This window comes from Methylobacterium cerastii (genome assembly GCF_022179125.1).
Classification (GTDB): Bacteria; Pseudomonadota; Alphaproteobacteria; order Rhizobiales; family Beijerinckiaceae; genus Methylobacterium; species Methylobacterium cerastii.
This window is the reverse complement of sequence record NZ_BPQG01000003.1, coordinates 1-23,885: the sequence shown is the minus strand read 5'-3', so window position 1 is coordinate 23,885 and position 23,885 is coordinate 1. Positions and strand designations below refer to the sequence as shown.

Annotated in this window: 28 protein-coding genes, 1 pseudogene and 1 other annotated feature; of the genes and pseudogenes, 12 read left to right on the top strand and 17 right to left on the bottom strand. The window is 67.1% G+C overall.

Annotated features, from left to right (window positions below):
• Positions 1-31: 31 nt before the first annotated feature.
• The 11 genes and pseudogenes from MFF13_RS00675 to MFF13_RS00630 form a co-directional block, all read right to left on the bottom strand.
• Positions 32-235 (bottom strand): hypothetical protein, encoded by a 204-nt coding sequence (locus tag MFF13_RS00675; protein WP_147763136.1) that lies wholly within the window; start codon positions 233-235, stop codon positions 32-34.
• Between the two features lie 13 nt (positions 236-248).
• Positions 249-1,964, bottom strand: a complete 1,716-nt coding sequence (gene kdpA / locus MFF13_RS00670; protein WP_147751743.1) for a potassium-transporting ATPase subunit KdpA — start codon at positions 1,962-1,964, stop codon at positions 249-251.
• A 13-nt stretch (positions 1,965-1,977) separates the two neighbouring features.
• Positions 1,978-2,067 carry a K(+)-transporting ATPase subunit F gene (locus MFF13_RS00665; protein WP_036267122.1) on the bottom strand — a complete coding sequence of 30 codons (90 nt, stop codon included), beginning with the start codon at positions 2,065-2,067 and terminating at the stop codon, positions 1,978-1,980.
• Between the two features lie 8 nt (positions 2,068-2,075).
• Positions 2,076-2,204 carry a hypothetical protein gene (locus MFF13_RS26320; RefSeq protein ID WP_281406706.1) on the bottom strand — a complete coding sequence of 43 codons (129 nt, stop codon included), beginning with the start codon at positions 2,202-2,204 and terminating at the stop codon, positions 2,076-2,078.
• Between the two features lie 1,881 nt (positions 2,205-4,085).
• Positions 4,086-5,567, bottom strand: coding sequence for a SulP family inorganic anion transporter (locus MFF13_RS00660; RefSeq protein ID WP_238270155.1), 1,482 nt, complete (start codon positions 5,565-5,567; stop codon positions 4,086-4,088).
• A 114-nt stretch (positions 5,568-5,681) separates the two neighbouring features.
• Positions 5,682-5,737 (bottom strand) — a sequence feature (sul1 is cis-regulatory element that is thought to sense ions involved in sulfur or methionine metabolism; They are found in Alphaproteobacteria).
• Between the two features lie 253 nt (positions 5,738-5,990).
• Positions 5,991-6,785 (bottom strand): sulfite exporter TauE/SafE family protein, encoded by a 795-nt coding sequence (locus MFF13_RS00655; protein WP_238270153.1) that lies wholly within the window; start codon positions 6,783-6,785, stop codon positions 5,991-5,993.
• The gene (locus tag MFF13_RS00650; RefSeq protein ID WP_238270152.1) at positions 6,782-7,234 is read right to left on the bottom strand and encodes a DUF6691 family protein; all 453 of its coding nucleotides are present in this window, start codon (positions 7,232-7,234) and stop codon (positions 6,782-6,784) included. The genes MFF13_RS00655 and MFF13_RS00650 overlap by 4 nt, the downstream gene beginning before the upstream one ends.
• The gene (locus MFF13_RS00645; RefSeq protein ID WP_238270150.1) at positions 7,231-7,653 is read right to left on the bottom strand and encodes a YeeE/YedE family protein; all 423 of its coding nucleotides are present in this window, start codon (positions 7,651-7,653) and stop codon (positions 7,231-7,233) included. The genes MFF13_RS00650 and MFF13_RS00645 overlap by 4 nt, the downstream gene beginning before the upstream one ends.
• A 113-nt stretch (positions 7,654-7,766) precedes the next feature.
• Positions 7,767-8,006: pseudogene (locus MFF13_RS26470) on the bottom strand (ArsR/SmtB family transcription factor); the annotation flags it as partial.
• Positions 8,007-8,053: 47 nt separating this feature from the next.
• Positions 8,054-8,944: an MBL fold metallo-hydrolase gene (locus tag MFF13_RS00635; protein WP_238270146.1), complete on the bottom strand. Its 891-nt coding sequence runs from the start codon at positions 8,942-8,944 to the stop codon at positions 8,054-8,056.
• Between the two features lie 2 nt (positions 8,945-8,946).
• A complete protein-coding gene (locus MFF13_RS00630; protein WP_238270144.1) occupies positions 8,947-9,615 on the bottom strand; it encodes a peroxiredoxin in 669 nt (222 codons plus the stop codon).
• A gap of 144 nt (positions 9,616-9,759) precedes the next feature.
• Between MFF13_RS00630 and MFF13_RS00625 the strand changes: the two genes are divergently transcribed.
• The 6 genes from MFF13_RS00625 to MFF13_RS00600 all read left to right on the top strand — a co-directional run bounded on the left by MFF13_RS00625 (position 9,760) and on the right by MFF13_RS00600 (position 15,300).
• Positions 9,760-11,433, top strand: coding sequence for a bifunctional protein tyrosine phosphatase family protein/NAD(P)/FAD-dependent oxidoreductase (locus tag MFF13_RS00625; protein ID WP_238270142.1), 1,674 nt, complete (start codon positions 9,760-9,762; stop codon positions 11,431-11,433).
• Positions 11,434-11,469: 36 nt separating this feature from the next.
• Complete coding sequence (locus tag MFF13_RS00620) at positions 11,470-11,931, top strand: DsrE family protein (protein ID WP_373322460.1); 462 nt, start codon at positions 11,470-11,472, stop codon at positions 11,929-11,931.
• A gap of 194 nt (positions 11,932-12,125) precedes the next feature.
• Positions 12,126-13,544, top strand: coding sequence for a cytochrome ubiquinol oxidase subunit I (locus tag MFF13_RS00615; RefSeq protein WP_238270140.1), 1,419 nt, complete (start codon positions 12,126-12,128; stop codon positions 13,542-13,544).
• Between the two features lie 10 nt (positions 13,545-13,554).
• On the top strand, positions 13,555-14,562 hold the full coding sequence (gene cydB, locus MFF13_RS00610; protein WP_238270138.1) for a cytochrome d ubiquinol oxidase subunit II: 1,008 nt from the start codon (positions 13,555-13,557) through the stop codon (positions 14,560-14,562).
• Positions 14,562-14,693: a DUF2474 domain-containing protein gene (locus MFF13_RS00605; RefSeq protein WP_238270136.1), complete on the top strand. Its 132-nt coding sequence runs from the start codon at positions 14,562-14,564 to the stop codon at positions 14,691-14,693. Before cydB ends, MFF13_RS00605 begins: the two co-directional genes overlap by 1 nt.
• Positions 14,694-14,727: 34 nt before the next feature.
• Positions 14,728-15,300 (top strand): GbsR/MarR family transcriptional regulator, encoded by a 573-nt coding sequence (locus MFF13_RS00600; protein ID WP_238270134.1) that lies wholly within the window; start codon positions 14,728-14,730, stop codon positions 15,298-15,300.
• Between the two features lie 34 nt (positions 15,301-15,334).
• Here MFF13_RS00600 and MFF13_RS00595 read toward each other — a convergent pair whose 3' ends face one another.
• Complete coding sequence (locus MFF13_RS00595) at positions 15,335-16,009, bottom strand: Crp/Fnr family transcriptional regulator (protein WP_238270132.1); 675 nt, start codon at positions 16,007-16,009, stop codon at positions 15,335-15,337.
• Between the two features lie 211 nt (positions 16,010-16,220).
• Between MFF13_RS00595 and MFF13_RS00590 the strand changes: the two genes are divergently transcribed.
• Genes MFF13_RS00590 through MFF13_RS00580 form a run of 3 tightly spaced genes read left to right on the top strand, consistent with a single transcriptional unit; the run spans position 16,221 to position 18,181 of the window.
• Positions 16,221-17,021, top strand: a complete 801-nt coding sequence (locus tag MFF13_RS00590; protein WP_238270130.1) for a pentapeptide repeat-containing protein — start codon at positions 16,221-16,223, stop codon at positions 17,019-17,021.
• Positions 17,022-17,062: 41 nt separating this feature from the next.
• Positions 17,063-17,452, top strand: a complete 390-nt coding sequence (locus MFF13_RS00585) for a thioredoxin family protein (RefSeq protein WP_238270128.1) — start codon at positions 17,063-17,065, stop codon at positions 17,450-17,452.
• 9 nt (positions 17,453-17,461) lie between these two features.
• Entirely contained in the window at positions 17,462-18,181 is a 720-nt protein-coding gene (locus MFF13_RS00580) for a cytochrome c biogenesis CcdA family protein (RefSeq protein ID WP_238270126.1), read from the top strand.
• A 180-nt stretch (positions 18,182-18,361) separates the two neighbouring features.
• Here MFF13_RS00580 and MFF13_RS26515 read toward each other — a convergent pair whose 3' ends face one another.
• From MFF13_RS26515 to MFF13_RS00570, 3 genes are all read right to left on the bottom strand, one after another.
• A complete protein-coding gene (locus MFF13_RS26515; protein ID WP_373322459.1) occupies positions 18,362-18,634 on the bottom strand; it encodes a GCG_CRPN prefix-to-repeats domain-containing protein in 273 nt (90 codons plus the stop codon).
• A gap of 85 nt (positions 18,635-18,719) precedes the next feature.
• Positions 18,720-19,118: an EF-hand domain-containing protein gene (locus tag MFF13_RS00575; RefSeq protein ID WP_238270124.1), complete on the bottom strand. Its 399-nt coding sequence runs from the start codon at positions 19,116-19,118 to the stop codon at positions 18,720-18,722.
• Positions 19,119-19,198: 80 nt separating this feature from the next.
• Positions 19,199-19,516, bottom strand: a complete 318-nt coding sequence (locus MFF13_RS00570; RefSeq protein ID WP_306422371.1) for a GCG_CRPN prefix-to-repeats domain-containing protein — start codon at positions 19,514-19,516, stop codon at positions 19,199-19,201.
• Between the two features lie 188 nt (positions 19,517-19,704).
• Between MFF13_RS00570 and MFF13_RS00565 the strand changes: the two genes are divergently transcribed.
• Positions 19,705-20,424, top strand: coding sequence for a response regulator (locus tag MFF13_RS00565; protein ID WP_238270122.1), 720 nt, complete (start codon positions 19,705-19,707; stop codon positions 20,422-20,424).
• A gap of 56 nt (positions 20,425-20,480) precedes the next feature.
• Positions 20,481-21,761 (top strand): ATP-binding protein, encoded by a 1,281-nt coding sequence (locus tag MFF13_RS00560; RefSeq protein ID WP_238270120.1) that lies wholly within the window; start codon positions 20,481-20,483, stop codon positions 21,759-21,761.
• Positions 21,762-21,821: 60 nt separating this feature from the next.
• Here MFF13_RS00560 and MFF13_RS00555 read toward each other — a convergent pair whose 3' ends face one another.
• Positions 21,822-22,292 carry a cupin domain-containing protein gene (locus tag MFF13_RS00555; protein ID WP_238270118.1) on the bottom strand — a complete coding sequence of 157 codons (471 nt, stop codon included), beginning with the start codon at positions 22,290-22,292 and terminating at the stop codon, positions 21,822-21,824.
• A gap of 182 nt (positions 22,293-22,474) precedes the next feature.
• Complete coding sequence (locus MFF13_RS00550) at positions 22,475-23,389, bottom strand: LysR family transcriptional regulator (RefSeq protein WP_238270116.1); 915 nt, start codon at positions 23,387-23,389, stop codon at positions 22,475-22,477.
• 134 nt (positions 23,390-23,523) lie between these two features.
• On the opposite strand from MFF13_RS00550, the gene MFF13_RS00545 reads away from it, so the two are divergent.
• Positions 23,524-23,874 (top strand): NAD-dependent epimerase/dehydratase family protein, encoded by a 351-nt coding sequence (locus tag MFF13_RS00545; RefSeq protein ID WP_238270113.1) that lies wholly within the window; start codon positions 23,524-23,526, stop codon positions 23,872-23,874.
• Positions 23,875-23,885 lie beyond the last annotated feature (11 nt).

The following is a 23,885-nucleotide window of genomic DNA, read 5'->3' as shown; positions in this document are numbered from 1 at the left end:
GCGGCGCGGTCACGCGCCGCCGAGTGGGGGCTCAGGGGGCCAGGGCGGTGCCGAGGAGGGCCGCCCCGGCCATGATGCCGAGGGCGCCGAGCAGCGTGAGACCGAGCATGCCGAGGATGACGTCCGACAGGCGGAGGTCGCGGCGGTCCCGTCGGACCCGGTCCCATGTCGGCGGCCTCGGCCGGTGACGTGCGAGAGTGCGCCGCATGGCGGCGCGGTTGCGGGATGGAAGCATGGCGTCCTGCACCTCACCCCCCCGCCGCGAAGGTCTGGCCGAGGCCGCCGGCGAGGTGCTCGACGATGGGTCCGAGCGCCAGCGCCGGGAAGAAGGTCAGGCCGCCGACGATGAGGATCACGCCGACCAGCAGGCCGACGAACAGGCCCCCATGCGTCGGGAACGTCCCGGCCGAGGCCGGTACCGTCTTCTTGGCGGCAAGCGACCCCGCGATGGCGAGCGCCGGGACGATCACGAAGAACCGGCCGAACAGCATGCCTAGGCCGAGCGTGGTGTTGTAGAACAGGGTGTTGCCGGTGAGCCCGCCGAAGGCCGATCCGTTATTCGCAGCCGCCGAGGTGAAGGCGTACAGGATCTCCGAGAAGCCGTGCGGGCCGGCGTTGGCCGGGCCGGCGAGGCCGGCGGCGACCACGCTGGCCAGCGCGGTGAACCCCAGCATCATCAGCGGCAGGCACAAGATGGCGAGCATCGCCATCTTGACCTCCTTGGCCTCGATCTTCTTACCGAGGTACTCGGGCGTACGACCGACCATCAGGCCGGCGACGAAGATCGTCACGATGACGAAGACGAGGATGCCGTAGAGGCCCGCCCCGACGCCGCCGACGATGATCTCGCCGAGCTCCATGTTGATCAGCGGGATCATGCCGCCGAGCGCGGTGAAGCTGTCGTGCATGGCGTTCACCGCGCCGCACGAGGCCGCCGTGGTGACGGCCGCGAACAGGGCCGAGGCGACGATGCCGAAGCGGACCTCCTTGCCCTCCATGTTCCCGCCGGTCAGGCCGAGGCCGTTGAGGACGGGGCTCCCGGCGCTCTCGGCCAAGTAGACGACGGTGACGCCCGCCAGGAACAGCACCGCCATCGCGGCGAGGATCGCCCAGCCCTGGCGCTCGTCGCCGACCATCCGCCCGAAGACGTTGGTGAGCGCCGCGCCGATGGCGAAGATCGACACGATCTGGATGAAGTTCGAGAGTGCGGTCGGGTTTTCGAACGGGTGGGCGGCGTTGACGTTGAAGAAGCCGCCGCCGTTGGTGCCGAGCATCTTGATCGCGACCTGGCTCGCCACCGGGCCGACCGCGATGGTCTGTTTGGCGCCTTCCAGGGTGGTCGCCTCGACGGCCCCGCCGAGGGTCTGCGGGATGCCCTGGGAGACCAGGAACAGCGTGTAGACGACGCAGATCGGCAGCAGCACGTAGAGGGTGGTCCGGGTCAGGTCGACCCAGAACGAGCCCACGGTGGCGGCCGAGGCGCGCGAGAACCCGCGCACGAGGGCGACGGCCAGGGCGATGCCGGTGGCCGCCGAGAGGAAGTTCTGGTGGGTCAGCCCCAGCATCTGCGTGAGGTAAGACATCGTCGTCTCGCCGCCGTAGTTCTGCCAGTTCGTGTTGGTCACGAAGCTCGCCGCCGTGTTGAAGGCGAGATCCGGCGCGACGGCGGACTGCCCGTCCGGGTTGAACGGCAGCACCGCCTGGAAGCGCAGCAGCGCGTAAAGGGCGAGGAAGCCGAGCACGTGGAAGGCGAGCATGGCCAGCGCGTAGGTGAGCCAGTGCTGCTCCTGGCGGGCGTCGATGCCGGCGACGCGGTAGAGCCCGCGCTCGACGGGGGCGAGCACGGGCGAAAGGAAGGTTCGCTCACCCGTGAAGACACGGGTCATGTAGCCGCCGAGAGGGCGGGCGAGCGCGAGGACGACCGCGCAGAACAGCGCGATCTGTATCCAGCCGTTGATGGTCATGGGAGGCGTTCCTTCAGAACCGCTCGGGGCGGACGAGGGCGTAGGTGAGGTATCCGAGCAGCCCCAGGGTCACGAGGGCGCCAAGCGTCAGGTCGAGGGTCATGGCGAGCCTCAGAGGCGTTCGCAGAGGACGGCGTAGCCGGCGGCCAGGCCGAAGAAGGCGAGCCCCGCGGCGATGAAGGCGATGTCGAGCATGGTCGGTCCGTTTCGGTTCGGGGGCCGATGCAGGACCGGTCTCACCCAGGACCAATGTGGACGCGAACCGCATTAGGGTTCGAGACGGAAGCGAGGACGATTTTATAAGGGTCGCATTAGGATTGCGGAGGGCTCGCTGGTCGACCCTGGGACGGTGGTCTTTCAGTCCGTAGGCGCGGCCGTGCGCAGGGCGAGACGGAACTCGGCACACCCGAGCGGGCAGCCTGCCTGGGCGGCCCGGGGGCATTCGATCCGCCACTTCGAACGGTCGACCTGGACTACGCCATCGACACCGAGACGATAGCCGTGGAATGCGGTCCCGCATGCCCGGCACCGGGAGAGCAGGCGCCGCAGACATTCAAGGGTCCGGAATCGGCCGATGGTGCCGTCGCCATTGCATCGGGCCGGTCGTCGGTCGGGAAGGTCCACGGGAAATCAACCTGGCACCCCATCGGGGCGGCCGACTACGATCCTCGAACCCGCATAAGCGTTCGAGAGGGTGCGAGACGGTTCGGCATAAGGATTTGATTTTCGCCGACAGAGCCGCTCCAGCATGTAGGAACGATCTATGTCCTGCCCGCTGCACATCACAAACCGTTTGCAGCCTGCCACACAATGAAACGGGCCACCCGACTAGCATCAGGAGGCCCGCTTACTCTAGGTTGATTTTGCGGGAACTTTGAGGTTCAAAATCGGATCATTGGGTCGGCTATCAAAGCGGGTGTATCAGCACTGCCGTAATCCAGGACCACCATGATGTTGGTGATATTAATCTCCGGGTTCGCGCCAGGTGTAGGACCGCCTGGGTATGGGTCGTTAGTTCCAGCAGCGTCGCAGCATTCTCGGCTTAAACGATGACTGCTTCTGAGCGGAGGGGTAGGCATCTGTCGATAGGACCTATGTCTGCTTGAAGACATTACGCCACCGAAAGCAGCCATACCGCTACCCACCCATCCCGGTCGTAGAGCGGACGCACGGGTCGCGACCCAACGCGTCGGCTCAGTCCGTTTCCATGTCTGCCTGTAAGCGGGCGTTGTTTCGCACCCTGCTGTTTGGGTAGGATCAGTGGAGTGCCGCCCAATCGACCTTCGACAACGGATGTACCGCAAGCGGTATTTCGTCGGCGAAAGCAGGGGGCGCTATAGGAGGCGAAGAGCAGAACCGAGGGCATGGGTAATGAGCGTCTTCATGCAAAATATGGTCGTAATCTGTGCTTTTCTCCTGACGGAAAATAACCCGCCAGGGGATGATCCAGCGACAAAAGACCAACTTCGAGCTTTTGGAACTTTAATTAGATCTGAAACATACTCTTGCCCAATAGCAACGAGCGCGACCTTCCTGGGCAAGAGTGGAAATGGATACGCCGTGAGGGTGACTTGTTCTGATACGACAGTCGGAGCATTTTACGTTCCGACCGAGTATGTATTAATCATAGACCAAGATTTTAATGTCGTGATACGTCCGATGAAATAATATTAAAGGGCGAAACCCTTTGCTCTTAGCTCGATAAATGAGCGTATGGGCCTCTCCCCGAATGCGAAATCCTCAGGCATACGATCGACCGGATCGTCCCCTTCTAAATCAAATCCATCCAACCGGTAGCGACGCGCATTCAAACCTTGGTCGCCGGTCACGGCAACGCGTTGCGAACCCTCGTAATGGTGCTGGAGGCCTTGGGCCGAGCCAGGTCGAGGCCATGGAGATCCCAACCGGATCGGTCCGGATGTACGGCTTCGGGCCCGACACGACCATCGCCTCGCGTAGGGTGATCGGCTGGTATCCGACCGGGTCCTAGACCTCTCCTCCGACCGTCGGACCATGCACCCAGGCCCCCCCTGACGCTTCGGCGGATTTCGCCAGCAACCGGTTATATGAAGCGTCATACGCACAAAGAATCAAAACGATGCAACAATAGCTTTCCCAAGATCAATGCCCCCCGACGGCGAAGGTCGCCCCAGGTTTATCGTGAGTACCGATGCGCTCGACCATCGTTGCCGTCGCCTCGTTCATGCCGACGACGTCGACCGTGATCCCGTGGTGGCGGAGCTTGAGGACGACCCGGTCGAGGGCATTGATGGCCGAGATGTCCCAGAAGTGCGCCGCCGAGAGGTCGATCACGACGCCCTTCAGAGCTTCCTCGCGGAAGTCAAAGGCGGCGTGGAAGGCTTCCGCGGTGGCGAAGAAGATCTGTCCGGTCACCTGGTAGGTGCGCACGTCGCCCTCGCCACGGGATGACCGGACGGCGAAGAACTTGGTGACCTTGTGGGCGAAGAACAGCCCGCTGAGGACCACGCCTAACAGGACGCCCTTGGCGAGGTCATGGGTCGCGACCACCACCGCGACCGTGCCTAGCATCACGAAGCTCGACGCCTTCGGATGGGTCACCAACGTCCCGAGCGACTTCCACTGGAAGGTGTTGATCGCCACCATGATCATCACCGCGACGAGTGCCGCCATCGGGATCCGTGCCACGTAGGGACCGAGCACGACGATCAGGAACAGCAGGAAGGCGCCGGCCCACAGGGTCGAGAGCCGTCCGCGCCCGCCCGAGGAGACGTTGATGACGGACTGGCCGATCATGGCGCATCCCGCCATGCCCCCGAGGAAGCCCGAGGCGATGTTGGCCACGCCCTGACCGGCGCATTCGCGGTTCTTGTTCGAGCCCGTGTCGGTCATCTCGTCGATGATGGCCGCCGTCATCAGGCTCTCCAGGAGCCCGACCATGGTCAGCGTCAGCGAGAACGGCAGGATGATCCGGAGGGTGTCGAGGGTGAACGGCACCTGCGGCAGGGCCACCCAAGGGAGCTCGCTTGGGAGCGCGCCCATGTCGCCGACCTTGTGGATGCCGAGGCCTAGGTACATCGATACCGCGGTGAGCAGGACGATGGTGACCAACGGCGAGGGTACCGCCTTGGTCAGGTACGGCAGCCCGTAGATGATGCCGAGGCCGATGGCGGTCATGACGTAGACCGTGGTGCCCTGACCGAGGAGCTCCGGCATTTGCGCCAGGAAGATCAGGATCGCCAGGGCGTTGACGAACCCGGTGACGACCGACCGCGAGACGAACCGCATCAGGTTGCCCAGCCGAAGCGCCCCGGCGACGATCTGGAGGAGCCCAGTAAGGATGGTGGCGGCGAACAGGTAGCCGACCCCGTGATCCTTCACGAGGCCGACCATGAGGAGCGCCATGGCCCCGGTGGCAGCGGAGATCATCGCCGGACGCCCGCCGGCGAAGGCGGTGACCACGGCGATGCAGAAGGAGGCGTAGAGGCCGACCTTGGGGTCGACGCCGGCGATGATCGAGAAGGCGATGGCCTCGGGGATCAAGGCCAGGGCGACGACCGTGCCGGCCAGCAGTTCACGCGTGACGTTCGGAGCCCATTCGCTCCGGAGATGTGCGAGGTTCATGATGGGTGGGAGACTTTCGTCGTCCCGCACGCGAAGCGTCGTCGATCCGGTGCAGGATGCGCAAGACGATGCGTCGGCCTCCTCGGAGGTCAGCGACACGGCCATCGTCGATTGCGTGGTCCGGCGGATCGGCGGCCGGAAGAGCCACCCGGGGTTTCACCGGGTCCTGTTGGATGACCCCGCTCGTACATCAACCGTGCGGTGCGATGCAATAACCTAGCGGCGCCCAGTGGGGACCGCTCGGACAGGATCGGCGTCAACGTCCTTACCGCTGCATCGGCCCCGCCGAGACGTCGGCCGGTAGCGGTAGCGAACGCCAGAAGTTCATGCCTGGCGTTCGTCTCGTTTCCCGAACCATTTCATCGATTGCGTATGAAGAGGTTGGGACGCAAGCATGCGGCAGCGCGCAAGTGCCGATGCCGATCAGGCCGGATGGGCCAGGGCGCCGACGTTGCGATAGAGCATGTATCCCGCCACCACGAAGATGACCCCGGCGAAGATCCGGTTCAGCAGCCCCTTGTAAGCGGCCAGCCGGCAGGCCAGCCGCATGCCCAGGAAACCACCGGCGAGGCCACCGGCGATGAACTCGGCGGCCACGATCCAGTCCACGAGTCCTGACAGCGCATAGTTCGCCGCCGTGGCCAGCCCGAAGGCGCCGACCGCGAGAAGTGAGGTGCCGACCGCGTTGATCAGCGGCATCCCCGTCGCGAAGACGAGGCCGGGCACGATGAGGAAGCCTCCGCCGATCCCGAAGAAGCCCGACAGGATTCCGACTGTGACCGCCACGGCGAGCACCTTCGCCGTCGGCATCGGCCCGCATCCCTCGGCTCGCGCGCTTTCCAGGGCTGGACCGCCGTTTCGCCCGGAGCGAAGCATATGGATGCCGACGACGACCATCAGGATGGCGAACAGGAACAGCAGCCGCTGACCGTCCACGGCCTTGCCGAGGGTCGAGCCGACCAGGGCACCGAGGACGCCCACGAGGGCGAAGACGATGGCGCACCGCCAGCGCACGTTGCCTGCGCGAGCGTGGCCACCGAACGTCAGCGTGGCGTTGGCCGCGACCGCCAGCGCCCCCGTGCCGATGGCTAGGTGGGGCTGGGACATGCCGACGACGTAGAGGAGTAGGGGGGTGGCGAGGATCGAGCCGCCGCCCCCGATCAGACCGAGGGTGAAGCCGACGCCGGCTCCGGACAGGAGGGCAGGCAGCGCGGTCATGACGTGGTCGCTCCATGAGCCGAGCCGGAGCCGCGGATCGAGGTCAGGCGGTAAAGCAGCATTCCGCCGAGCATCGCGGCCACGAAGATCGCCACGTCGGGTAGCCCAAGGACGAGGGCGGCAAGCGCAGGTCCAGGGCAGAGGCCGACGAGGCCCCAGCCGATGCCGAACAAGGCAGCGCCACCGAGGAGCTTCGGATCGAGGCGACGGGCGGCGGGAACCTCGAACCGGCCCGCCAGGAGGGGACGGGCCATTCCGCGTCTCAGCAGGTAGCCCACCGCCGAGACGGCCACCGCGCCGGTCAGGACGAACGCCAGGGTCGGGTCGAAGGCGCCGGCGACGTCGAGGAAGCCGAGCACGCGGGCGGGGTCCATCATGCCGGACAGGGCGAGGCCAGATCCGAACAGCAGCCCGGCGACGAGCGCCGCCACGATGCGGGAAGCGTTCATCGGGACAGGCCCCCGTGCCGAACCAGGAACACGGTCGCCATCGCGAACGCCATGAATGTCGCCACGGCGGCGAGGGAGCGGGGCGACAGGCGAGCGAGGCCGCAGACCCCGTGGCCGCTGGTGCAGCCGGAGCCGAGCCGGGTGCCGTAGCCGACGAGGAGGCCGCCAAGGATCAACATCGGCCACGGCGCGTCGATGCGGACCGCCGGCCATTGCCCGGCGACGCCACGGTACAGCACCGGGCCGAGAAGCAATCCGACGAGGAACGCGATCCGCCAGGCGGCGTCGCCGTCCCAGCGACCGAGGAGGCGGCCGGCGATGCCGCTGATGCCCGCTATCCGTCCGTTGGCGAGGAGCAAGAGGCCCGCCGAGGCGCCGATGAGGGCGCCCCCGGCAAGCGGGGTGAGGACGAAGCTCATGCCTCGTCCCCCACCCGTCCGAACACCGCCGCCTGGCCCAGCGTGCGGGCACGGGCCTCGACGGTTCGCGGCGGCACGCGGCGGATCGGGCGCGAGGAGACGAGGATGTCGTCCATGGCCGAAAGCAGCGCGAGCATGCGCGGGTCCGTCAGGCGATAGTACACCACCTTGTGCTCCCGGCGGGTGGAGACCACCTCCGCCTCGCGCAGGGCGCCGAGTTGCTGCGAGAGCGTCGGTTGACGGATGCCGAGCTCATGCTCGATTTGGGATACCGCGTGCTCCCCCTTCGCCAGGAAGAACAGGATGCGGAGGCGGTTCGGGTTCGCCACCACCTTGAGAAGGTCGGCGACCATCGTCGCCGTCTCCTCGGAAAGGTCCTGCGCGTTGGTTGGCTCGATGCTCACCAGGCGGCTCCTTCGAGGGTATCGAGGGGGACCTTGAGGTAGCGCCGGCCATTCTCCTCGGGCTCCGGAAGGCGGCCGCCCCGGATGTTGACCTGGAGCGCGTGCAGGATGAGCTTGGGCATCGGCAAGGCGGCGTCGCGGGCGCTCCGCAGGTCGACGAACTCGGCCTCGCTCCTCGCCGCGACCATGTGGATGTTGTGGGCGCGCTGTTCGGCGACGGTGCTCTCCCAGGCCGCCATGCGACCGTTCGGCTCGTAGTCGTGGCCGGTGAAGACCCGGGTGTCGTCCGGCAGGGCGAGGATCGCCTGGATCGAGCGCCACAGCGTGGCGGCATCGCCGCCGGGGAAATCGCAACGCGCCGTGCCGGAGTCCGGCATGAACAGCGTATCGTGAACGAAGGCTGCGTCGCCGATCACGTAGCTCACCGACGCCATCGTGTGGCCCGGCGAGAACATCACCCGCGCATCGACCTCACCGACGCGGAACGTCTCCCCGTTGGCGAACAACCGGTCCCACTGCGATCCGTCGACGGGAAAGGCGGAGGGTAGGTTGTAGAGGCCCTTCCACAGGCGCTGGACGTCGACCACCCGCTCGCCGATGGCGGTCGGCGCCCCGGTACGCGCTTTCAGGTAGGGGGCCGCGGAGAAGTGGTCCGCATGGGGATGGGTGTCGAGGATCCACTCGACCGTCAGGCCGTTGGCGCGCACATGATCGAGGATCGCATCCGCCGAACGCGTTGCGGTCGCACCGGACTTCTCGTCGTAATCCAGGACCGGATCGACGATGGCGCATCGGCGCGTCGTCGGGCAGGCCACGACGTATTGGATGCTGCCGGTTCGCCTTTCGTGGAAGCCCTTGACGATGGGGTGCTGGCTGGCGACGGTCATGGTCAAAGTCTCCCCAGGCGGTAGTACCAATCGGCGCCCTGGCCCGTGTCCTGGGCGGGGGCGGCGATCTCGTCGAACGTGAGGGGCGGCGTCGCCAGCACCGGCTCGCCCGGACGCCATCCCTCCGGCGTCGAGACCTCGGACGCGTCGGTGGCCTGCAGGGCGGAGACGAGGCGCACGATCTCCTCGACGCTGCGTCCCACGGTCATCGGGTAGGCGAGGGTCGCGCGGACGGTCCCTTCCGGATCGATCACGAAGGTGGTGCGCACGGTGGCGCTGGAGGTCGCGCGGGCCGGCAGCATGCCGTAGGCGCGGGCGATGCCCATGGCCGGGTCCTCGATGATCGGGAACGGCACCCGCACGCCGAAGCGCTGCTCGATGCTGTGCTTCCAGGCGAGGTGGGACGAGAGGCTGTCGACCGAGAGGGCGAGGAGGTCGCAGTCGAGGCCCTGGAAGCGCTCATAGGCCTTGGCGAACGCGACGAACTCGCTGGTGCAGACAGGCGTGAAGTCGGCCGGATGGGAGAACAGCACGAGCCAGCGGCCGCGATACGCGTCGAGGCTGCGCTCACCCATCGTCGTGCGGGCCCGGAACGCCGGTGCCGTATCGCCGATGAGCGGCGGGCATCCCGGTCGCTCGGCCACCACCGGCACGTCATTATCGCTAGTCATGAAGTGACATCCATCTCAGGCGTCCTGTGTCTTCTCAGAACATCTATGTGTTTCCCCTTGTATCGAAAGTCAATATGTGTTTTTTGGAGATAAGAATATCAATATACATAATGATATATCGAAGACGAGGCGAGGAGCCGGATCATGGACGTGAAGCGGATCGATCAGGGCCTGTCGGTGACAGGGCAGCTACGACCGACCGACCTTTCCGAGGCCGCCCGGCTCGGGTTCGGGTCGATCATCTGCAACCGTCCCGACGGCGAGGGTGCCGACCAGCCGGGCTTCGCCGAGATCGAGCGGGCGGCGACGGAGGCGGGTCTCGACGCGCGCTATCTTCCGGTGGTCTCGGGAGCCGTGACCGATGCGGACGCCGAGGCCTTCGGCGTGGCGATGCGGGCGCTGCCCGGACCCGTCCTCGCCTATTGCCGTACCGGCACGCGATCCACCACGCTCTGGTCCCTGGACGAGGGCCGCCGCGGGCGCCCCCTGTCCGCCATCCTCGCTACGGCGAAGGCCGCGGGCTATGACATGAACGGCGTCGCCCGGCGCATCGCTTCCGGGGGGCGCGTCCCGACCGACGGCGCGGAGGCGAGCCACACCGTGGTGATCGTCGGAGGCGGAGCCGGCGGCATCGCCGTCGCAGCGAGCCTGAGGTCGCGCAAGCCCGACCTCGACATCGCCATCATCGAGCCGGCCGACGTGCACTACTACCAGCCGGGCTGGACCATGGTCGGCGGCGGCGTCTTCGAGCCGGCGACGACGGCGCGCACGATGGCCTCGCTCATCCCCGACGGGGTACGCTGGATCAAGGCGGCGGTGGCGGCCTTCGAGCCGGAGAGGAAGGCCGTCATCCTGGAGGGCTGCCGGGTCGTCACCTACGACCGCCTGATCGTCGCGTCCGGCCTGACCCTGAACTGGGGAGGCATCGAGGGACTGGGCGAGACCCTCGGGCGCAACGGGGTCACCTCGAACTACCGGTACGACCTCGCGCCCTATACCTGGGAGCTGGTTCAGGGCCTGCGCTCGGGACGGGCCGTGTTCACGCAGCCGCCGATGCCGATCAAATGCGCCGGGGCGCCCCAGAAGGCCCTCTACCTCTCCGCAGACCATTGGCGCCGCGAGGGCCGGCTCGGGAACATCGAGATCGATTTCTTCAACGCCGGCCCCGTCCTGTTCGGCGTGAAGGAGTACGTGCCGGCACTGATGGAATACGTCGAGCGCTATCGGGCCGGACTCCATTTCGGGCATACGCTGACGCGCATCGACGGGTCGGCCAAGCGGGCCTGGTTTGCGACGAAGGCCGGGGATGGATCGCCATCGACGGTCGAAGTGCCCTTCGACATGATCCACGTGACGCCGCCCCAGCGGGCACCGGACTTCGTCAGGGCCTCACCGCTGGCGGATGCAAACGGTTGGGTGGAGGTCGATCAGGCAAGCCTGCGCCATACCCGTTTCCCGGACGTCTACGCCCTCGGCGACGCCTGCAGCGCTCCTAACGCCAAGACGGCCGCGGCCGCGCGCAAGCAGGCACCGGTCGTCGCTCATAACCTGTTGCACGACCTTGGCTACGTCCGCGCTCCGCATGTCGCCTATGACGGATACGGCTCCTGTCCGCTCACCGTCGAACGCGGCAAGATCCTGCTCGCCGAGTTCGGCTACGGCGGTGCGCTGCTGCCGAGCTTCCCGTCCTGGTTCATCGACGGCACGAAGCCGAGCAGGATGGCGTGGTTCCTCAAGGAGCGCATGCTGCCGCCGATCTACTGGAAGGCGATGCTCAAGGGGCGGGAATGGATGGCCAAGCCGAAGGCCGCCGCCTGAACCTGCCCGCACTGAAATTATCAGGAGAAGACGCCCATGAGACGCCGGACGTTCGCCACGCTGCTCCCGTTGCTCGCGCTGATGGCGATCCCCGCCATGGCGGCTGACGACGTACCCGCCGGGTATTATTCCGACCAGAAGGTCGTCTACCAGAACGATGGCGGCAGGCCGGACAACGCGACCTACTTCAAGCACATCCTCGGAAACCTCAGGAACCACGTCGAGTCCGTGGGCAAGGACCACATCCAGATCCGCGTGGTGGATTTCGGCGACGGCGTCGACCTGTTCCAGATGGCGGCCAAGGACCCGATGCTCGCGCAACGGATCGACGACCTCAAGGCGGAGGGGGTCAGGTTCCTCATCTGCAGGAACACCCTGACTCAGCGGAAGATCGATTGGCACGAGCTGCACGGGGTGACCGAGGCCGACATCGTCCCGAGCGGGGTGGCGGAGATCGTCCGACTGCAGGGGATGGGCTTTTCCTACGTCCACCCCTGAGGACGGCTGCCGCCCGGGTCGTGGCCGTATCGGCCCAGAGGGCTTTCGCGACCTAGACCGCGGTACACGTCGAGGACCCCCATCCGCTCCCCGGTCCGCCCCGATCCCGGCAACGGCCGCTCTCATGTCGCACTTTTCAGGAATTCCTGAAAATGCGATAAGTCCCGAAATCAAGGCGCGCCCGGAGTTCCTCCATGCTGTCCAACATCGACGCTCTCGTGCTGGCCCGCGCGCAGTTCGGCTTCACGGTCGCCTTTCACATCATCTTCCCGGTCTTCTCGATTGGCCTCGCGAGCTTCCTCGCGGTCCTCGAAGGGCTGTGGCTCGCGACCGGTCGGCAGGTCTTCATGGATCTGTTCAAATACTGGATCAAGATCTTCGCCATCGTCTTCGCGATGGGGGTCGTCTCGGGACTGGTGATGTCCTACCAGTTCGGCACCAACTGGTCGGTGTTTTCTGACAAGACCGGGCCCGTGCTCGGGCCGCTGATGGCCTACGAGGTTCTCTCCGCGTTCTTCCTTGAGGCCGGCTTCCTCGGCGTGATGCTGTTCGGCATGCGAAAGGTCGGGCCGCGCCTGCACTTCCTCGCCACCCTGGCCGTCGCCTTCGGGACCTTCTTCTCCGCCTTCTGGATCCTGTCGGTGAACTCGTGGATGCAGACGCCGCAGGGCTACGGCGTCAACGCGGCCGGCCAGTTCGTGCCGGAGGACTGGTGGGCGATCGTCTTCAACCCGTCCTTCCCCTACCGCCTCGTCCACATGGTGCTCGCCGCTTACCTCACGACCTCGCTCGTCGTCGGCGCCGTCGGCGCCTGGCACCTCCTGCGCGACCGCTTCAACATCGGCGCCCGGACGATGTTCTCGATGGCGATGTGGATGGCGGCGCTCGTCGCACCCCTCCAGATCCTGGCCGGCGACGCGCACGGGCTCAACACCCTTGAGCACCAGCCCGCCAAGGTGATGGCGATGGAAGGCCATTACGAGAGCCATCCCGACGGGGCGCCGCTGATCCTGTTCGGCCTGCCGAACCAGGAGGCCGGGAGAATGGACTACCAGGTCTCCATCCCGAAGCTGTCCTCGCTGATCCTCAAGCACGACCTGAACGCGCCGCTGAAGGGCCTCGACTCCATCCCGCGGACGAACTGGCCCCCGGTGCCGGTGGTGTTCTGGTCGTTCCGAGTGATGATCGCGCTCGGTATGCTGATGCTGCTGCTGGGGGTCGTCAGCCTCGTGGCCCGGTACAAGCGCCGGCTCTACGAGTGGACGCCGTTGCACCGCTTCGCCCTGGCGATGGGTCCGGCGGGCTTCGTCGCGGTGGTCGCCGGCTGGATCACCACCGAGGTCGGGCGCCAGCCCTTCACCGTCTACGGCCTGCTGCGGACGACCGAGTCCGCCTCGCCGCTTTCGGCGCCGGCGGTCGCGGCCTCTCTCACGGCCTTCGTGGTCATCTACTTCGCGGTGTTCTCGATGGGCATCCTCTACATCCTGCGACTGATGGCGAAGGCCCCCCAGCCGGGCGAGCGCGGGGTCGAGCCCGGCAACCCGGTCCGGGCGGCGGGCATCACCCCGGCGCCCTCGGTCGGCCCCGGCCGTATCCTGCAGCCGGCCGAGTGAGGGCATCGCGATGTTCGAGAACGTGGACCTCACCGTCGTCTGGGCTCTGATCATCGCGTTCGCGGTGTTCGCCTACATCGTCATGGACGGCTTCGACCTGGGGATCGGCATCCTGTTCCCGGCCTTCCGGCCGGGTCCGGAGCGCGACACCGCGATGAACTCCGTCGCCCCCGTCTGGGACGGCAACGAGACCTGGCTCGTCCTCGGCGGCGGCGGCCTGTTCGCGGTCTTCCCTCTGGCCTACGCCATCATCATGCCGGCGCTCTACGCGCCGATCATCGCGATGCTGCTTGGCCTCGTCTTCCGCGGCGTCGCCTTCGAGTTCCGCTGGCGCGACCCACGTCACCGCGCCCTCTGGGACATCGCCTTCACCGGCGGTTCCGTCGTCGCGACCCTGGCGCAGGGCATCGCGCTCGGGGCCCTGCTGCAGGGCATCAAGGTCCAGGGCCGCGCCTATGCCGGCGGCTGGTGGGACTGGCTGTCGCCCTTCAGCGTGCTGGTGGGGATCGGGCTGGTGTGCGGTTACGCGCTGCTCGGCGCGACATGGCTGGTGATGCGCACCGAGGGACCGCTCCACGACCGCGCGCGCGCGCTGTCGCTGCGCCTCGGCGTCGCCACGGTGCTGGCCATCGCGGCGGTCAGCGCCGTGACGCCGTTCCTGGAAGGCAAGTATTGGCAGAATTGGTTCGCGATGCCGAACGTCCTTCTGACCACGCAGGTGCCGCTGCTCGTCGGGATCGCGGCCTTTTTCCTCCATCGCACCCTCAAGGGAGGGCGGGACCGCTGGCCGTTCCTGATCTCGCTCGGACTGTTCCTGCTCTCGTTCGTCGGCCTCGGGATCAGCATCTTCCCCGACGTCGTGCCGGGTCGCGTGACGATCTGGCAGGCGGCGTCCCCCCATTCCAGCCAGGTCTTCATCCTGGTCGGGGCCTCGGTGCTGATCCCGATCATCCTGACCTACACCGGCTATGCCTATTGGGTGTTTCGCGGGAAGGTCGACGCGGACGGCTATCACTGATGGCCCCGATCCCGACCGAGCCGGGACCGCTCTGGCGACGCCTCGCCTGGCTCGCCGCGATCTGGCTCGGCAGCGTGCTGGCGCTCGGTGTCGTCGCCTTCGTCCTGCGCACCTGGCTCAAGGCCGGCTGAGCGCTCCTCTCCGATGATCGAACGCAGAGCTTCCGTGCAGCTTCCTCCCCTCGTCCAGACCTTCGTCCTGCATTTCGGCGAGATGGGATCCCGCTGGGGCATCAACCGCACGGTCGGGCAGATCTATGCCGTGCTGTTCGTCGCCGAGCGCCCGCTCAACGCCGACGAGATCGTCGCGCGGCTCGGCCTGTCGCGTTCCAACGTAAGCATGGGACTGAAGGAGCTGCAGGCCTGGAAGCTCGTGCGGCTACAGCACGTGCCGGGGGACCGTCGCGACTACTTCTCCACGCCGGAGGACATCTGGCAGATCGTCCGCACCCTGGTCGAGGAGCGCAAGAAGCGGGAGATCGATCCCACGCTGACGATGCTGCGTGAGACCCTGATGCAGGTGCCGCAATCCGATGCGGAGGTCCATGCCCAGGCTCGGCTGCGTGAGATGCACGACCTTCTGGAACTCCTCACCGGTTGGTACGCCGACATGCAGCGGCTGGAGACCGACCGGTTGGTCGACCTCCTCACCCTCGGGTCGAAGGTCCAGAAGATGCTCGAACTCAAGGATCGCCTCCTGCCTCGTGGCCGAAAGGTCCGCGAGGACGATGGTCGCTGACCGATCCATTGCCGGGACGAGCTGGTGAAGGCGCCTAATCGGGCCTTCCCGCGGCCAACGCCGCTCGGTCGATGACCTGCACCTGCCCGCGACGGACCTCGACCAGGCCGGCGTCGGCCCACTCCCCCAGGAGGCGGCTTATCACCTCCCGTACGCTCCCCACGTCCGATGCCAGTTGTTGGTGCGTCTTCCAGACGATCCCCCCGGCATCGGCCTCGACCAACAACCGCCGCGCGAGCCGTTGTTCCAGCGGTGCGAAGGCCACCTCCTCGACGAGGTCGAACACGGCGGACAGGAGCTTGGTGTAGTCGTCGAGGACGAAGTCCCGAAACTCGTCGCTCTCCCGCATCAGTTGGCGGAAGGTGTCGGCCGGCAACGCCGCCAGTTCGGTCCGGCTCTCGGCGACGCTCTGCGCGGGGAAGCCGCCACCCGACAGCAGGCACTGGGTGGTGAGGACGCAGGTCCCGCCGGCGCCGACCTTGTAGATCAGCATCTCACGGCCGGTCTCGGACATCCGGAACACCCGGGTCCTCCCATCGATGCACATGAGGTAATTCGCACACGCACCCTGGAGCTCGTAGGCAATCGCGCCGGACTCAAGCACTGGGAAATGCACGTTGCCGCGGGCGATCTGGAGATGGCTCGCGCTGAAATTCCGGACCAGCGGAAAGCGCTCTATCCAGCGTTCGATCTGATGGGCGGTCTGCATGGTCGTCCTCCCAGGGCCGGCAGTCGTTGGATGCCGCCATGCCCATGACCCAAGCGTTATAGTTTCGGAATCCGCAGCCTTCGGTGACTTGGGTCACAGACGTTTGCGTCGGCGCTCCATACCACTGTAGTCACTGAACAAAAAACCGTCCGGCAAGGCCGTGAGGAAGCGCAGGCTTTCGCTGGGCCAGGGCGAAAAACTGGGAGAAACCATGCGCCGCCTCGTCCCCCTTCTGCTCGCCTCCTTGCTCCTGGCCGCCCCCGCTCATGCCGAGCAGGACCTGCTCCTCGGAGCCGACATGGGCTCGGCCGCGATGACCAAGGCCGAGATGACCCGTGCCGACGTCGAGGCGCTGATCGCCAAGGCCGACGGCAAGCCCATCGACCTCTCCGACAAGGCGCTCGCCGGCCTCGACCTGTCGGGGCTGAACCTCAAGGGCGCGAACCTTCGCACCGCGCGGTTGAACAAGGCCAACCTCCGCGGCGCCGACCTGAGCGGGGCGAACCTGGAGCAGGCTTGGTTCATCAAGGCCGACCTCTCCGGCGCCAAGCTCGTCGGCGCCAAGATGTTCGGCATCACCGCTCGCGATGCGAACCTCAGCGGGGCCGACCTCAGCCGGTCCATGCCCATCGGCGACTTCAAGGGCGCTAACATGAGCGGGGCGACCCTCGTCGATCTCAAGGGTGGCGCCGACATCAAGAACCAGTCCATGGGCCTGATGCGGGCCGTGTTCGTCTCGGTGAACCTCAAGGGCGCCAATCTGAAGGGGGCGAACCTCGGGCGCTCGCGCCTCGAATACGCCGACCTGACCGACGCCGACCTCACAAACGTGGTGCTGATGGGCTCCGACCTGTCGGGGGCCAACCTCACGGGCGCGACCGTCGCCGGGGCCGACTTCAAGAACGTCGACGTCACCGCCGCCCGTCTGATCGATCTCAAGGGCCAGGACAGCGCCAAGGACTGGTCGGCCCGCGTGAACGTCGACCGCGCCATCACGCAGGTCTCGAACTGAGCCCTCTTCCACCTCGACCAATCCACGAAGGAAAAACGTCCATGACCACTCGCCGTATCTTGCTCGCCGCCTTCGCCGTCGCCCCCATGCTGTTCGGCACCGGGGCCATCGCCGCCGAGATGACCTACACGCCCGCCGCGTTCGAGGCCGCCCAGAAGGCCGGCAAACCGATCCTCGTGCACATCACCGCTCCGTGGTGCACGACCTGCGCCGCCCAGAAGCCGATCCTGTCGAAGCTTGAGGCCGATCCGAAGTTCAACGACCTGCAGGTGTTCGACGTCGACTTCGACAGCCGCAAGGACGTGGTCAAGCAGTTCGGCGCCACGATGCAGAGCACGCTGATCACCTACAAGGGCACCAAGGAGACCGGACGTTCGGCTGGCGAGACCAAGCCCGAGGCGATCTCGTCGCTCCTCGACAAGGCGATCTGAGGCTTTCGCGTGGTCACGAGCCTGGGCCTCGCCTTTATCGCCGGCATCCTCTCGGTGCTGTCCCCGTGCGTCCTGCCGCTGCTGCCTCTGGTCCTGGGAGCGGCCGCCTCGGAGCATCGGCTCGGTCCGGCTGCACTCGCCGGCGGCCTGGCCCCTTCCTTCGTAGTCATCGGATTGTTCGTGGCCACCGTCGGGTTCGCCATGGGGCTCGACGCCGGCGTCTTCCGGACCGGGGCAGCCATCATGCTGATCCTGATCGGATTGGTGCTGATGGTACCGGCGGCCCAGACCCGGCTGGCTGTGGCTGCGGGTCCGATGAGCAACTGGACCGAGAACCGCTTCGGCGGCTTCTCGACCGCTGGGCTGCCGGGCCAGTTCGGCGTCGGCCTGCTGCTCGGCGCGGTCTGGAGCCCGTGCGTTGGGCCGACCCTCGGTGCGGCCTCGCTGCTCGCATCCCAGGGCCGCGATCTCGGAGCCGTGGCCCTCACCATGTTCCTGTTCGGGATCGGCGCGGCCCTGCCGCTACTCGTCCTCGGCACCCTGTCGCGGGAGGTGTTGATGCGATGGCGCAACCGGATAATGGGGGTGGGTAGGGGATTGAAGGCGGCGCTGGGCCTGATCCTCGTGGTGACCGGCCTGACCATCGTGCTCGGCTACGACAAGATGTTAGAAACGGCCCTCGTCGATGCCTCTCCGGCTTGGCTGACGGATCTGACGACCCGGCTCTGAAGGGTCGCCATCCTGGTATCGAACGGCATGCCTGCAGATCCGGCACCGCAAGCGGTCCCCCGGGTGGGGGCTATGGGACCGGTGCTTTTGAGGAAACCCACGCGGATCGTCGACCGCGTGGGTTCGCCTTCGCTCATCCGGGCACTCGACGCCCAGTGGCCAGGCTAAGGCAGCGCCGCCTCAGCGGCGGCAGCGTCCGGCGGGGCCGCGATACAGCCCGGGTGGGCAGCCGCGCGGCGCGCCGGTGACGGCCCGCCGGATCGCGCCGCGCGGACCGCGGTTCAGGCGACACCCTCCGAACCCGCCACGATGTGCGCCGAACCCGCACCCGCCGCGCACTTGGACGATGGGGGCATCGAGGCCTAACCCGGGGTTAGCCATGGGCAGGGCCTGGGCCCCGCCTGTAACGAGCATGGTCGCGAACGCGCCGACGATCACACCTGTGAGCTTCATGATATTTCCTTCGTTGTTGCGGGCGCAGCTCATGGCGTTGCCATTGGGGAAATCGGAATCTTAGACCTGATCCCGGGCATTCGGGTCACTTGGCGCGGCAAGGTCGCTCCGCGCGAACGACGCGACGGTCGTGGTCTGCGTCCAGCCGAACGAACCGTTTGGTGGACACGGCGTCGATCTCCACCGCCGTGAGGAAGCCGTCGGCGTCCGCATCGATAGCCCGGAAGCGTCCGGCCGGATCGTAGGGCCCCTTTCCGGGATGGGCTTCCCACCAAGCCGACCACTCCGCTCGGCTGACGCGACCGTCATGGTCGGTATCGGCCCGCATCATCCGGGTGCGGTTCCGCGTCAGGAACGTCGCGAGATCGACGCCGGCGGAAGCCCGGTCTCCCGTCGGCAAAGGGGCCGTCGTCGGTGTCTGGGCGGATGCGGCCGTCACCGCAACGAACGTGGCCAAGGCCAAACAGACGACACTCTTCGCCATGGGCACACCTCTCTCACGGAAGGATCGGGCGGGGGCGTGCCGGCAAGCTCGCCCCCCTTGTTTCGGATGCCGAGCGCCGGTCACCACCGGCGATGCCAACCACCGTGCCAGCCGACGCGACCGTAGCCGCCGCCCCAGCGGTGCCAGCGCGGTCCACCCCAGCCGAAGCGCCGCGGGCCGTAGAAGGCCGGCCGATAGCCGTAGGGCCGGTAGAACACCCGCGGTCCGAGGTTGGGCCGGCAGACGCCGTAGGGCCCGCGATGGCCCCCGAGGCCGCAGCCGTCCCGGGCCTCGGCCGTGCCGGCGGTCGCCAGCGGGGCCGCGAGTCCGGCCGCCAGCAGGGCTGCCGGAAGCAGTCGCTTGAACAGGCTCGGTGCGCGCACCGTTTCCTTCGTCATCGTCTTGTCTCCCGATGCTTGGTTGCAGGTGCCGAGACCTTGCCCCCCGCCTGTCGCAGGCGTTTGCCGGGAAACCCCTTTTTCGTCGCAAGCCGTCGCCGTCTCGAACGTCCCGATACATTTCGCGACAGATTCCCCCGGGAGACGGACGCCGCGGAGCGTTAGGGTCGGCGGCGAAAGGCACGGACATGGACGACGCACACATCCTGGTGGTCGACGACCATCGCGACATCCGCGATCCGCTCGCGGCCTACCTCAAGCGGCACGAGCTCCGGGTCAGCGTCGCGGCGGACGCGGCGGCGGCCCGTGTCGTCCTGGCGGGAAGCGTCATCGATCTGGTGCTCCTCGACGTGATGATGCCGGGCGAGGACGGGCTCTCGCTCTGCCGCCATATCCGGGAAGCCTACGATACGCCCGTCATCCTGCTGACCGCCCTGGCGGAGGGGACCGACCGGATCGTCGGCCTGGAGATCGGGGCCGACGACTACGTCACGAAGCCCTTCGAGCCGCGCGAGCTTCTGGCCCGCATCAAGAACCTTCTGAGGCGCACGCGTGCGCTCCCTCGGACCCGGGAGGAGGCGGACGGACGCAAGCTGGCGTTCGACCGCTGGACGCTGGACACCGACCGTCGCGAGCTCGTCGATGACGCCGGCACCCCGGTAACGCTCAGCACGGCGGAGTTCCGCCTGCTCTCGGCGCTGACCCGGCATCCCAGGGTTGTGCTCTCCCGCGACCAACTCCTCGACATGACGAGCAGACGGACGGCCGACGCCTTCGACCGCAGCATCGACAACCAGGTCAGCCGGCTCCGGCGCAAGCTGGAGCGCGACCCGGCCAAACCGGGGCTGCTTAAGACCGTCTGGGGCGGGGGCTACGTCCTGGCGGCCGAGGTGAGGACGGTGCCTTGAGATTGGTGCCGCACTCGCTCGGCGGACGGCTGGCGCTGCTGCTCGTGCTCGCCGTCGTGGGCGCGCAGGCGGCGGCCTTCGCAATGTTCGCGCACGAATCCTCGCGGGTCGGTCGCGCGGCGGCCAGGACCCAGGTCGTCGACCGCATCGCCACGCTGGTGCGCCTGCTCGACACGGTCCAGCCAGACACCGTCCCGAGCGTCGTCGCGGCCTACGGGTCCCCCCGACACCGCTTCACCATCGATGCCGGGAGCCTCGTGCCCGAGGGCGCGATGGGTGTCGACGAGACGCGGCTCGCGCGGCGGATCGACCGACGCATGAAGGCCGACGTAAGCCAGGCGCGGATCGCCCTCGTCGAGCGGGACGCCGGGGAGGACACCCCCCGGGGCCGCCTGTCCGACAGGCCCCAGGCACTGCGCGTCTCCGTCCTGCTGGACGACGGACGCTGGCTAAACGCCGAGGCTCCGCTCGCGCTGCGGACGCCGCCGTGGATACGCATCGCGCTCATCCAGGTCCTGGCGAGCGTGGTCGCGGTGCTCGTGGTCGTTGCCATCGCGAATCGCGGGATCGTCGGCCCTGTGGCGGAACTCGCCACGGCCGCGGAGATGGCCGGGCGAGGCGCCGCGTTCGAACCGCTGCCGGAGCGCGGCCCGCGCGAGTTGCGGACCATGACCGCGGCGTTCAACGTGATGCAGGTGCGCTTGGAGGCCTTCGTCGCCGACCGTACCCGGATGCTGGCCGCGATCAGCCACGACCTGCGCACGCCCATCGCCTCTTTGTGGCTCCGGGCCGAGATGGTCGAGGACGGCGAGCTGAGGAGCGCTATGGTTCGCACGATCTCGGACATGGGGCGGATGGTCGACGCGACCCTAGCGTTCGCCCGGGACGATGCGCTCGCCCAGGAAAGCGGCCCGCTGGATCTCGCCGAGATGGTCCGGGCGCTGGTGGACGACCACGTGGTCCTGGGGCGGGACGTCACCGTCGCGTCGCCGGCCGATCTACAGTTCCATGGTCGACCGGTGGCACTGCGTCGGGCCCTCGACAACCTCGTAGAGAACGCCGTCCGGTACGGTGACAGGGCGAGGATCACTCTTGAGCGGGGCGATGATAGCATCCGCATCCTCGTCGACGACGACGGGCCGGGCATTCCAGCCGACAGGATCGAGGAGATGTTCGCGCCCTTCGCGCGGCTGGAGGGCTCGCGGAATGCGGAAACGGGCGGGACCGGTCTCGGCCTCGCCATCGCACGGTCGGCGATCCGCGCGCATGGGGGCGATGTGGCCCTGGCAAACCGGGGCGGCGGCGGTCTGCGAGCCGACGTGAGCCTACCGGCCTGATGGCCGGTATGGAGCCGGCCGGATGTCGAGGATGTATTCCGCATCCCCGGCGTCGCGAGATCACGCCGCCCTGGCGGTGACCTTATCGAAGGTGCCCTTCGCGATCTGGTCTTCGAGCTGCGCCTTGAAGTCCGCGATGCCGAGAACCTGGACGGGTTTGCCCGCGTCGTCGAGGAACTCGTAGAGCGCGTCCTCAATGTTGCGGTTGCTGAAGAACACGATGGCGTCCTCGTCGCCGCCACCCTCCAGGTGAGGCTCGCCGTTCGCCACGCCTGAGACATAGGAGCCAGTCGGGCGGGTCTCCTTGTGCGTCCCGTCCGGGCGATAGAACCGCAGCTCTCCCTGCATCACGAGGGTCACGTAGGGACTCCTGTGCCGGTGCAGCATCACGCGCTGGTTCGCGGCGAACTTGAAGACGACGTCGACGATGCGGTTTTCCTCGTCGACCTTGTAGACGAAGAAGGCGATGTGCGGCAGCCAGTCGAGCGTCCGCCAGGTGATGTTGCTCTCGTCGAACATAGGTTTCGGCATTCGGTTTCCTTCCGTTTCCCCCATACGGCCGCTCGTCGGCGACGCACGGCTTTCCGCCGCATCGGATGGGTTGACCTTGGGGCAACGTCCCGCACGGCGGATCGATGCGGCGGCCTGTCAGCCGGGCGGGCCTGCCAAATGCTGTCGAAGGTCCCCGAACGTTGCTCAGACAGAGTGCCAGTTTAGGACGCCTCCGTACCGACGCGTTCACGCAGGTACGCGATCAACGCCCGCAGAGCCTGGGGCACCTGGCGTCGGCTCGAATAGTAGACGTGGAAGCCCGGACCGGGCGAGCTCCATTCGGGCATCACCTCACGCAGGGTGCCGGCCGCCAGTTGCCGAGCCACAAGCCCCTCCTGGCAGTAGGCGATCCCACCATCCGTCTCGGCCATCGCCACCGCGAGCGCCGTCTCGCTCAGCACGACGGACCAGGCGACATCGACGGTGAGGTGGTCCGATCCGCGCTCCACCTCCCAGTGGTAGATCGCGCCGGTGCCCATCCTGAGGCCGATGCAACGATGGCCCACCAAACCGGAAGGGTGCTCCAGCGGCGGTGCATTCTGCAAGTAGCCCTGTGACGCCACCATGATCCAACGGATGTCCCCGCCGATGGGGACCGCGATCATCTCCTCCGGCACGCGCCCCCCGAAGCGGATTCCGGCATCGAAACCGGCCCCGACGATATCGACGAAGTCGTCCTGGACGACGACCTCCAGTCGAACCTCCGGATACTCGGCCAGGAAGCCCGACAGGGCCGGTCCGAGCACCAGGCGGGCCGCGTCGGTCAACACGTTGAGCCGAAGGCGCCCAGCCGGTTTCCCCCGGTACTGGTTCAGTGCCTCCAGACCTTCCTCGATGGCACCGAACCCCTCCTCCAGCCTCGCCAGCAGATCGGCGCCGGCTTCGGTGAGGGTGACGGCACGGTTGGTTCGATTGAACAGCCGCACGCCGATCCGTGTCTCTAATCCCCGCAGGGCATGGCTCAACGCGGATGGTGAGACGTCAAGTTCGAGTGCGGCGCGCCGGAAGCCCCCGGCGCGCGCGATCACACGGAACAGGTTGAGGTCGCCCAGGTCGCCCCGGGTCAGTCCAGACACGATTGCGGTTCCGTCTTCCGTGTTGAGCTCAGTTGAACGCTACGGTGAGTTCAAGGGCGGCACAAGCGTTCGTTGGACGGGTTAGATGTCCGCATGGCCGAACGCCGGCCCCTACCGACAATCGAGGTTAAGACATGGCTGGAAACAGCAAGCGCATCGCCGTGACCGGAGGCCATGGTAAGGTCGGCAAGGTCCTCGTGCCGTACCTGAAGGACAAGGGCTACAAGGTCTTCGTCATTGACTGTGACGCCCCTTCCGATCCGAACGAGTTGGCTATGGTCGCGGACCTGACCGATTTCGGCCAGGCGCTCGACGCCTTGTCGTCCGCCGGCGAGGACACTTATGCCCATGCGGAGCCCAAGGCGTTCGACGTCGTCGTGCACCTCGCCAGCGTCCCGCATCCGCGCATGCTGCCGGACAGCGACGAGTTCCGGCTCAACATGATGGCCACCTTCAACGTGTTCGAGGCGGCCCGGCGTGTGTAGGGCGGTGACAA

Excerpts from the sequence above, each read along its gene's own strand:
- MFF13_RS00565 (WP_238270122.1), top strand. The coding sequence starts at position 19,705 with ATGGACGACGCACACATCCTGGTGGTCGACGACCATCGCGACATCCGC.
- MFF13_RS00590 (WP_238270130.1), top strand. The coding sequence starts at position 16,221 with ATGCGCCGCCTCGTCCCCCTTCTGCTCGCCTCCTTGCTCCTGGCCGCC.
- MFF13_RS00665 (WP_036267122.1), bottom strand. The coding sequence starts at position 2,067 with ATGACCCTCGACCTGACGCTTGGCGCCCTCGTGACCCTGGGGCTGCTC.
- MFF13_RS00645 (WP_238270150.1), bottom strand. The coding sequence starts at position 7,653 with ATGAGCTTCGTCCTCACCCCGCTTGCCGGGGGCGCCCTCATCGGCGCC.
- MFF13_RS00625 (WP_238270142.1), top strand. The coding sequence starts at position 9,760 with ATGGACGTGAAGCGGATCGATCAGGGCCTGTCGGTGACAGGGCAGCTA.
- MFF13_RS00575 (WP_238270124.1), bottom strand. The coding sequence starts at position 19,118 with ATGGCGAAGAGTGTCGTCTGTTTGGCCTTGGCCACGTTCGTTGCGGTG.
- MFF13_RS00660 (WP_238270155.1), bottom strand. The coding sequence starts at position 5,567 with ATGAACCTCGCACATCTCCGGAGCGAATGGGCTCCGAACGTCACGCGT.
- MFF13_RS00555 (WP_238270118.1), bottom strand. The coding sequence starts at position 22,292 with ATGCCGAAACCTATGTTCGACGAGAGCAACATCACCTGGCGGACGCTC.
- MFF13_RS26515 (WP_373322459.1), bottom strand. The coding sequence starts at position 18,634 with ATGAAGCTCACAGGTGTGATCGTCGGCGCGTTCGCGACCATGCTCGTT.
- MFF13_RS00630 (WP_238270144.1), bottom strand. The coding sequence starts at position 9,615 with ATGACTAGCGATAATGACGTGCCGGTGGTGGCCGAGCGACCGGGATGC.
- MFF13_RS00655 (WP_238270153.1), bottom strand. The coding sequence starts at position 6,785 with ATGACCGCGCTGCCTGCCCTCCTGTCCGGAGCCGGCGTCGGCTTCACC.
- MFF13_RS00585 (WP_238270128.1), top strand. The coding sequence starts at position 17,063 with ATGACCACTCGCCGTATCTTGCTCGCCGCCTTCGCCGTCGCCCCCATG.
- cydB (WP_238270138.1), top strand. The coding sequence starts at position 13,555 with ATGTTCGAGAACGTGGACCTCACCGTCGTCTGGGCTCTGATCATCGCG.
- MFF13_RS00570 (WP_306422371.1), bottom strand. The coding sequence starts at position 19,516 with ATGACGAAGGAAACGGTGCGCGCACCGAGCCTGTTCAAGCGACTGCTT.
- MFF13_RS00605 (WP_238270136.1), top strand. The coding sequence starts at position 14,562 with ATGGCCCCGATCCCGACCGAGCCGGGACCGCTCTGGCGACGCCTCGCC.
- MFF13_RS00650 (WP_238270152.1), bottom strand. The coding sequence starts at position 7,234 with ATGAACGCTTCCCGCATCGTGGCGGCGCTCGTCGCCGGGCTGCTGTTC.
- MFF13_RS00620 (WP_373322460.1), top strand. The coding sequence starts at position 11,470 with ATGAGACGCCGGACGTTCGCCACGCTGCTCCCGTTGCTCGCGCTGATG.
- MFF13_RS00595 (WP_238270132.1), bottom strand. The coding sequence starts at position 16,009 with ATGCAGACCGCCCATCAGATCGAACGCTGGATAGAGCGCTTTCCGCTG.
- kdpA (WP_147751743.1), bottom strand. The coding sequence starts at position 1,964 with ATGACCATCAACGGCTGGATACAGATCGCGCTGTTCTGCGCGGTCGTC.
- MFF13_RS00545 (WP_238270113.1), top strand. The coding sequence starts at position 23,524 with ATGGCTGGAAACAGCAAGCGCATCGCCGTGACCGGAGGCCATGGTAAG.
- MFF13_RS00675 (WP_147763136.1), bottom strand. The coding sequence starts at position 235 with ATGCTTCCATCCCGCAACCGCGCCGCCATGCGGCGCACTCTCGCACGT.
- MFF13_RS00635 (WP_238270146.1), bottom strand. The coding sequence starts at position 8,944 with ATGACCGTCGCCAGCCAGCACCCCATCGTCAAGGGCTTCCACGAAAGG.
- MFF13_RS00615 (WP_238270140.1), top strand. The coding sequence starts at position 12,126 with ATGCTGTCCAACATCGACGCTCTCGTGCTGGCCCGCGCGCAGTTCGGC.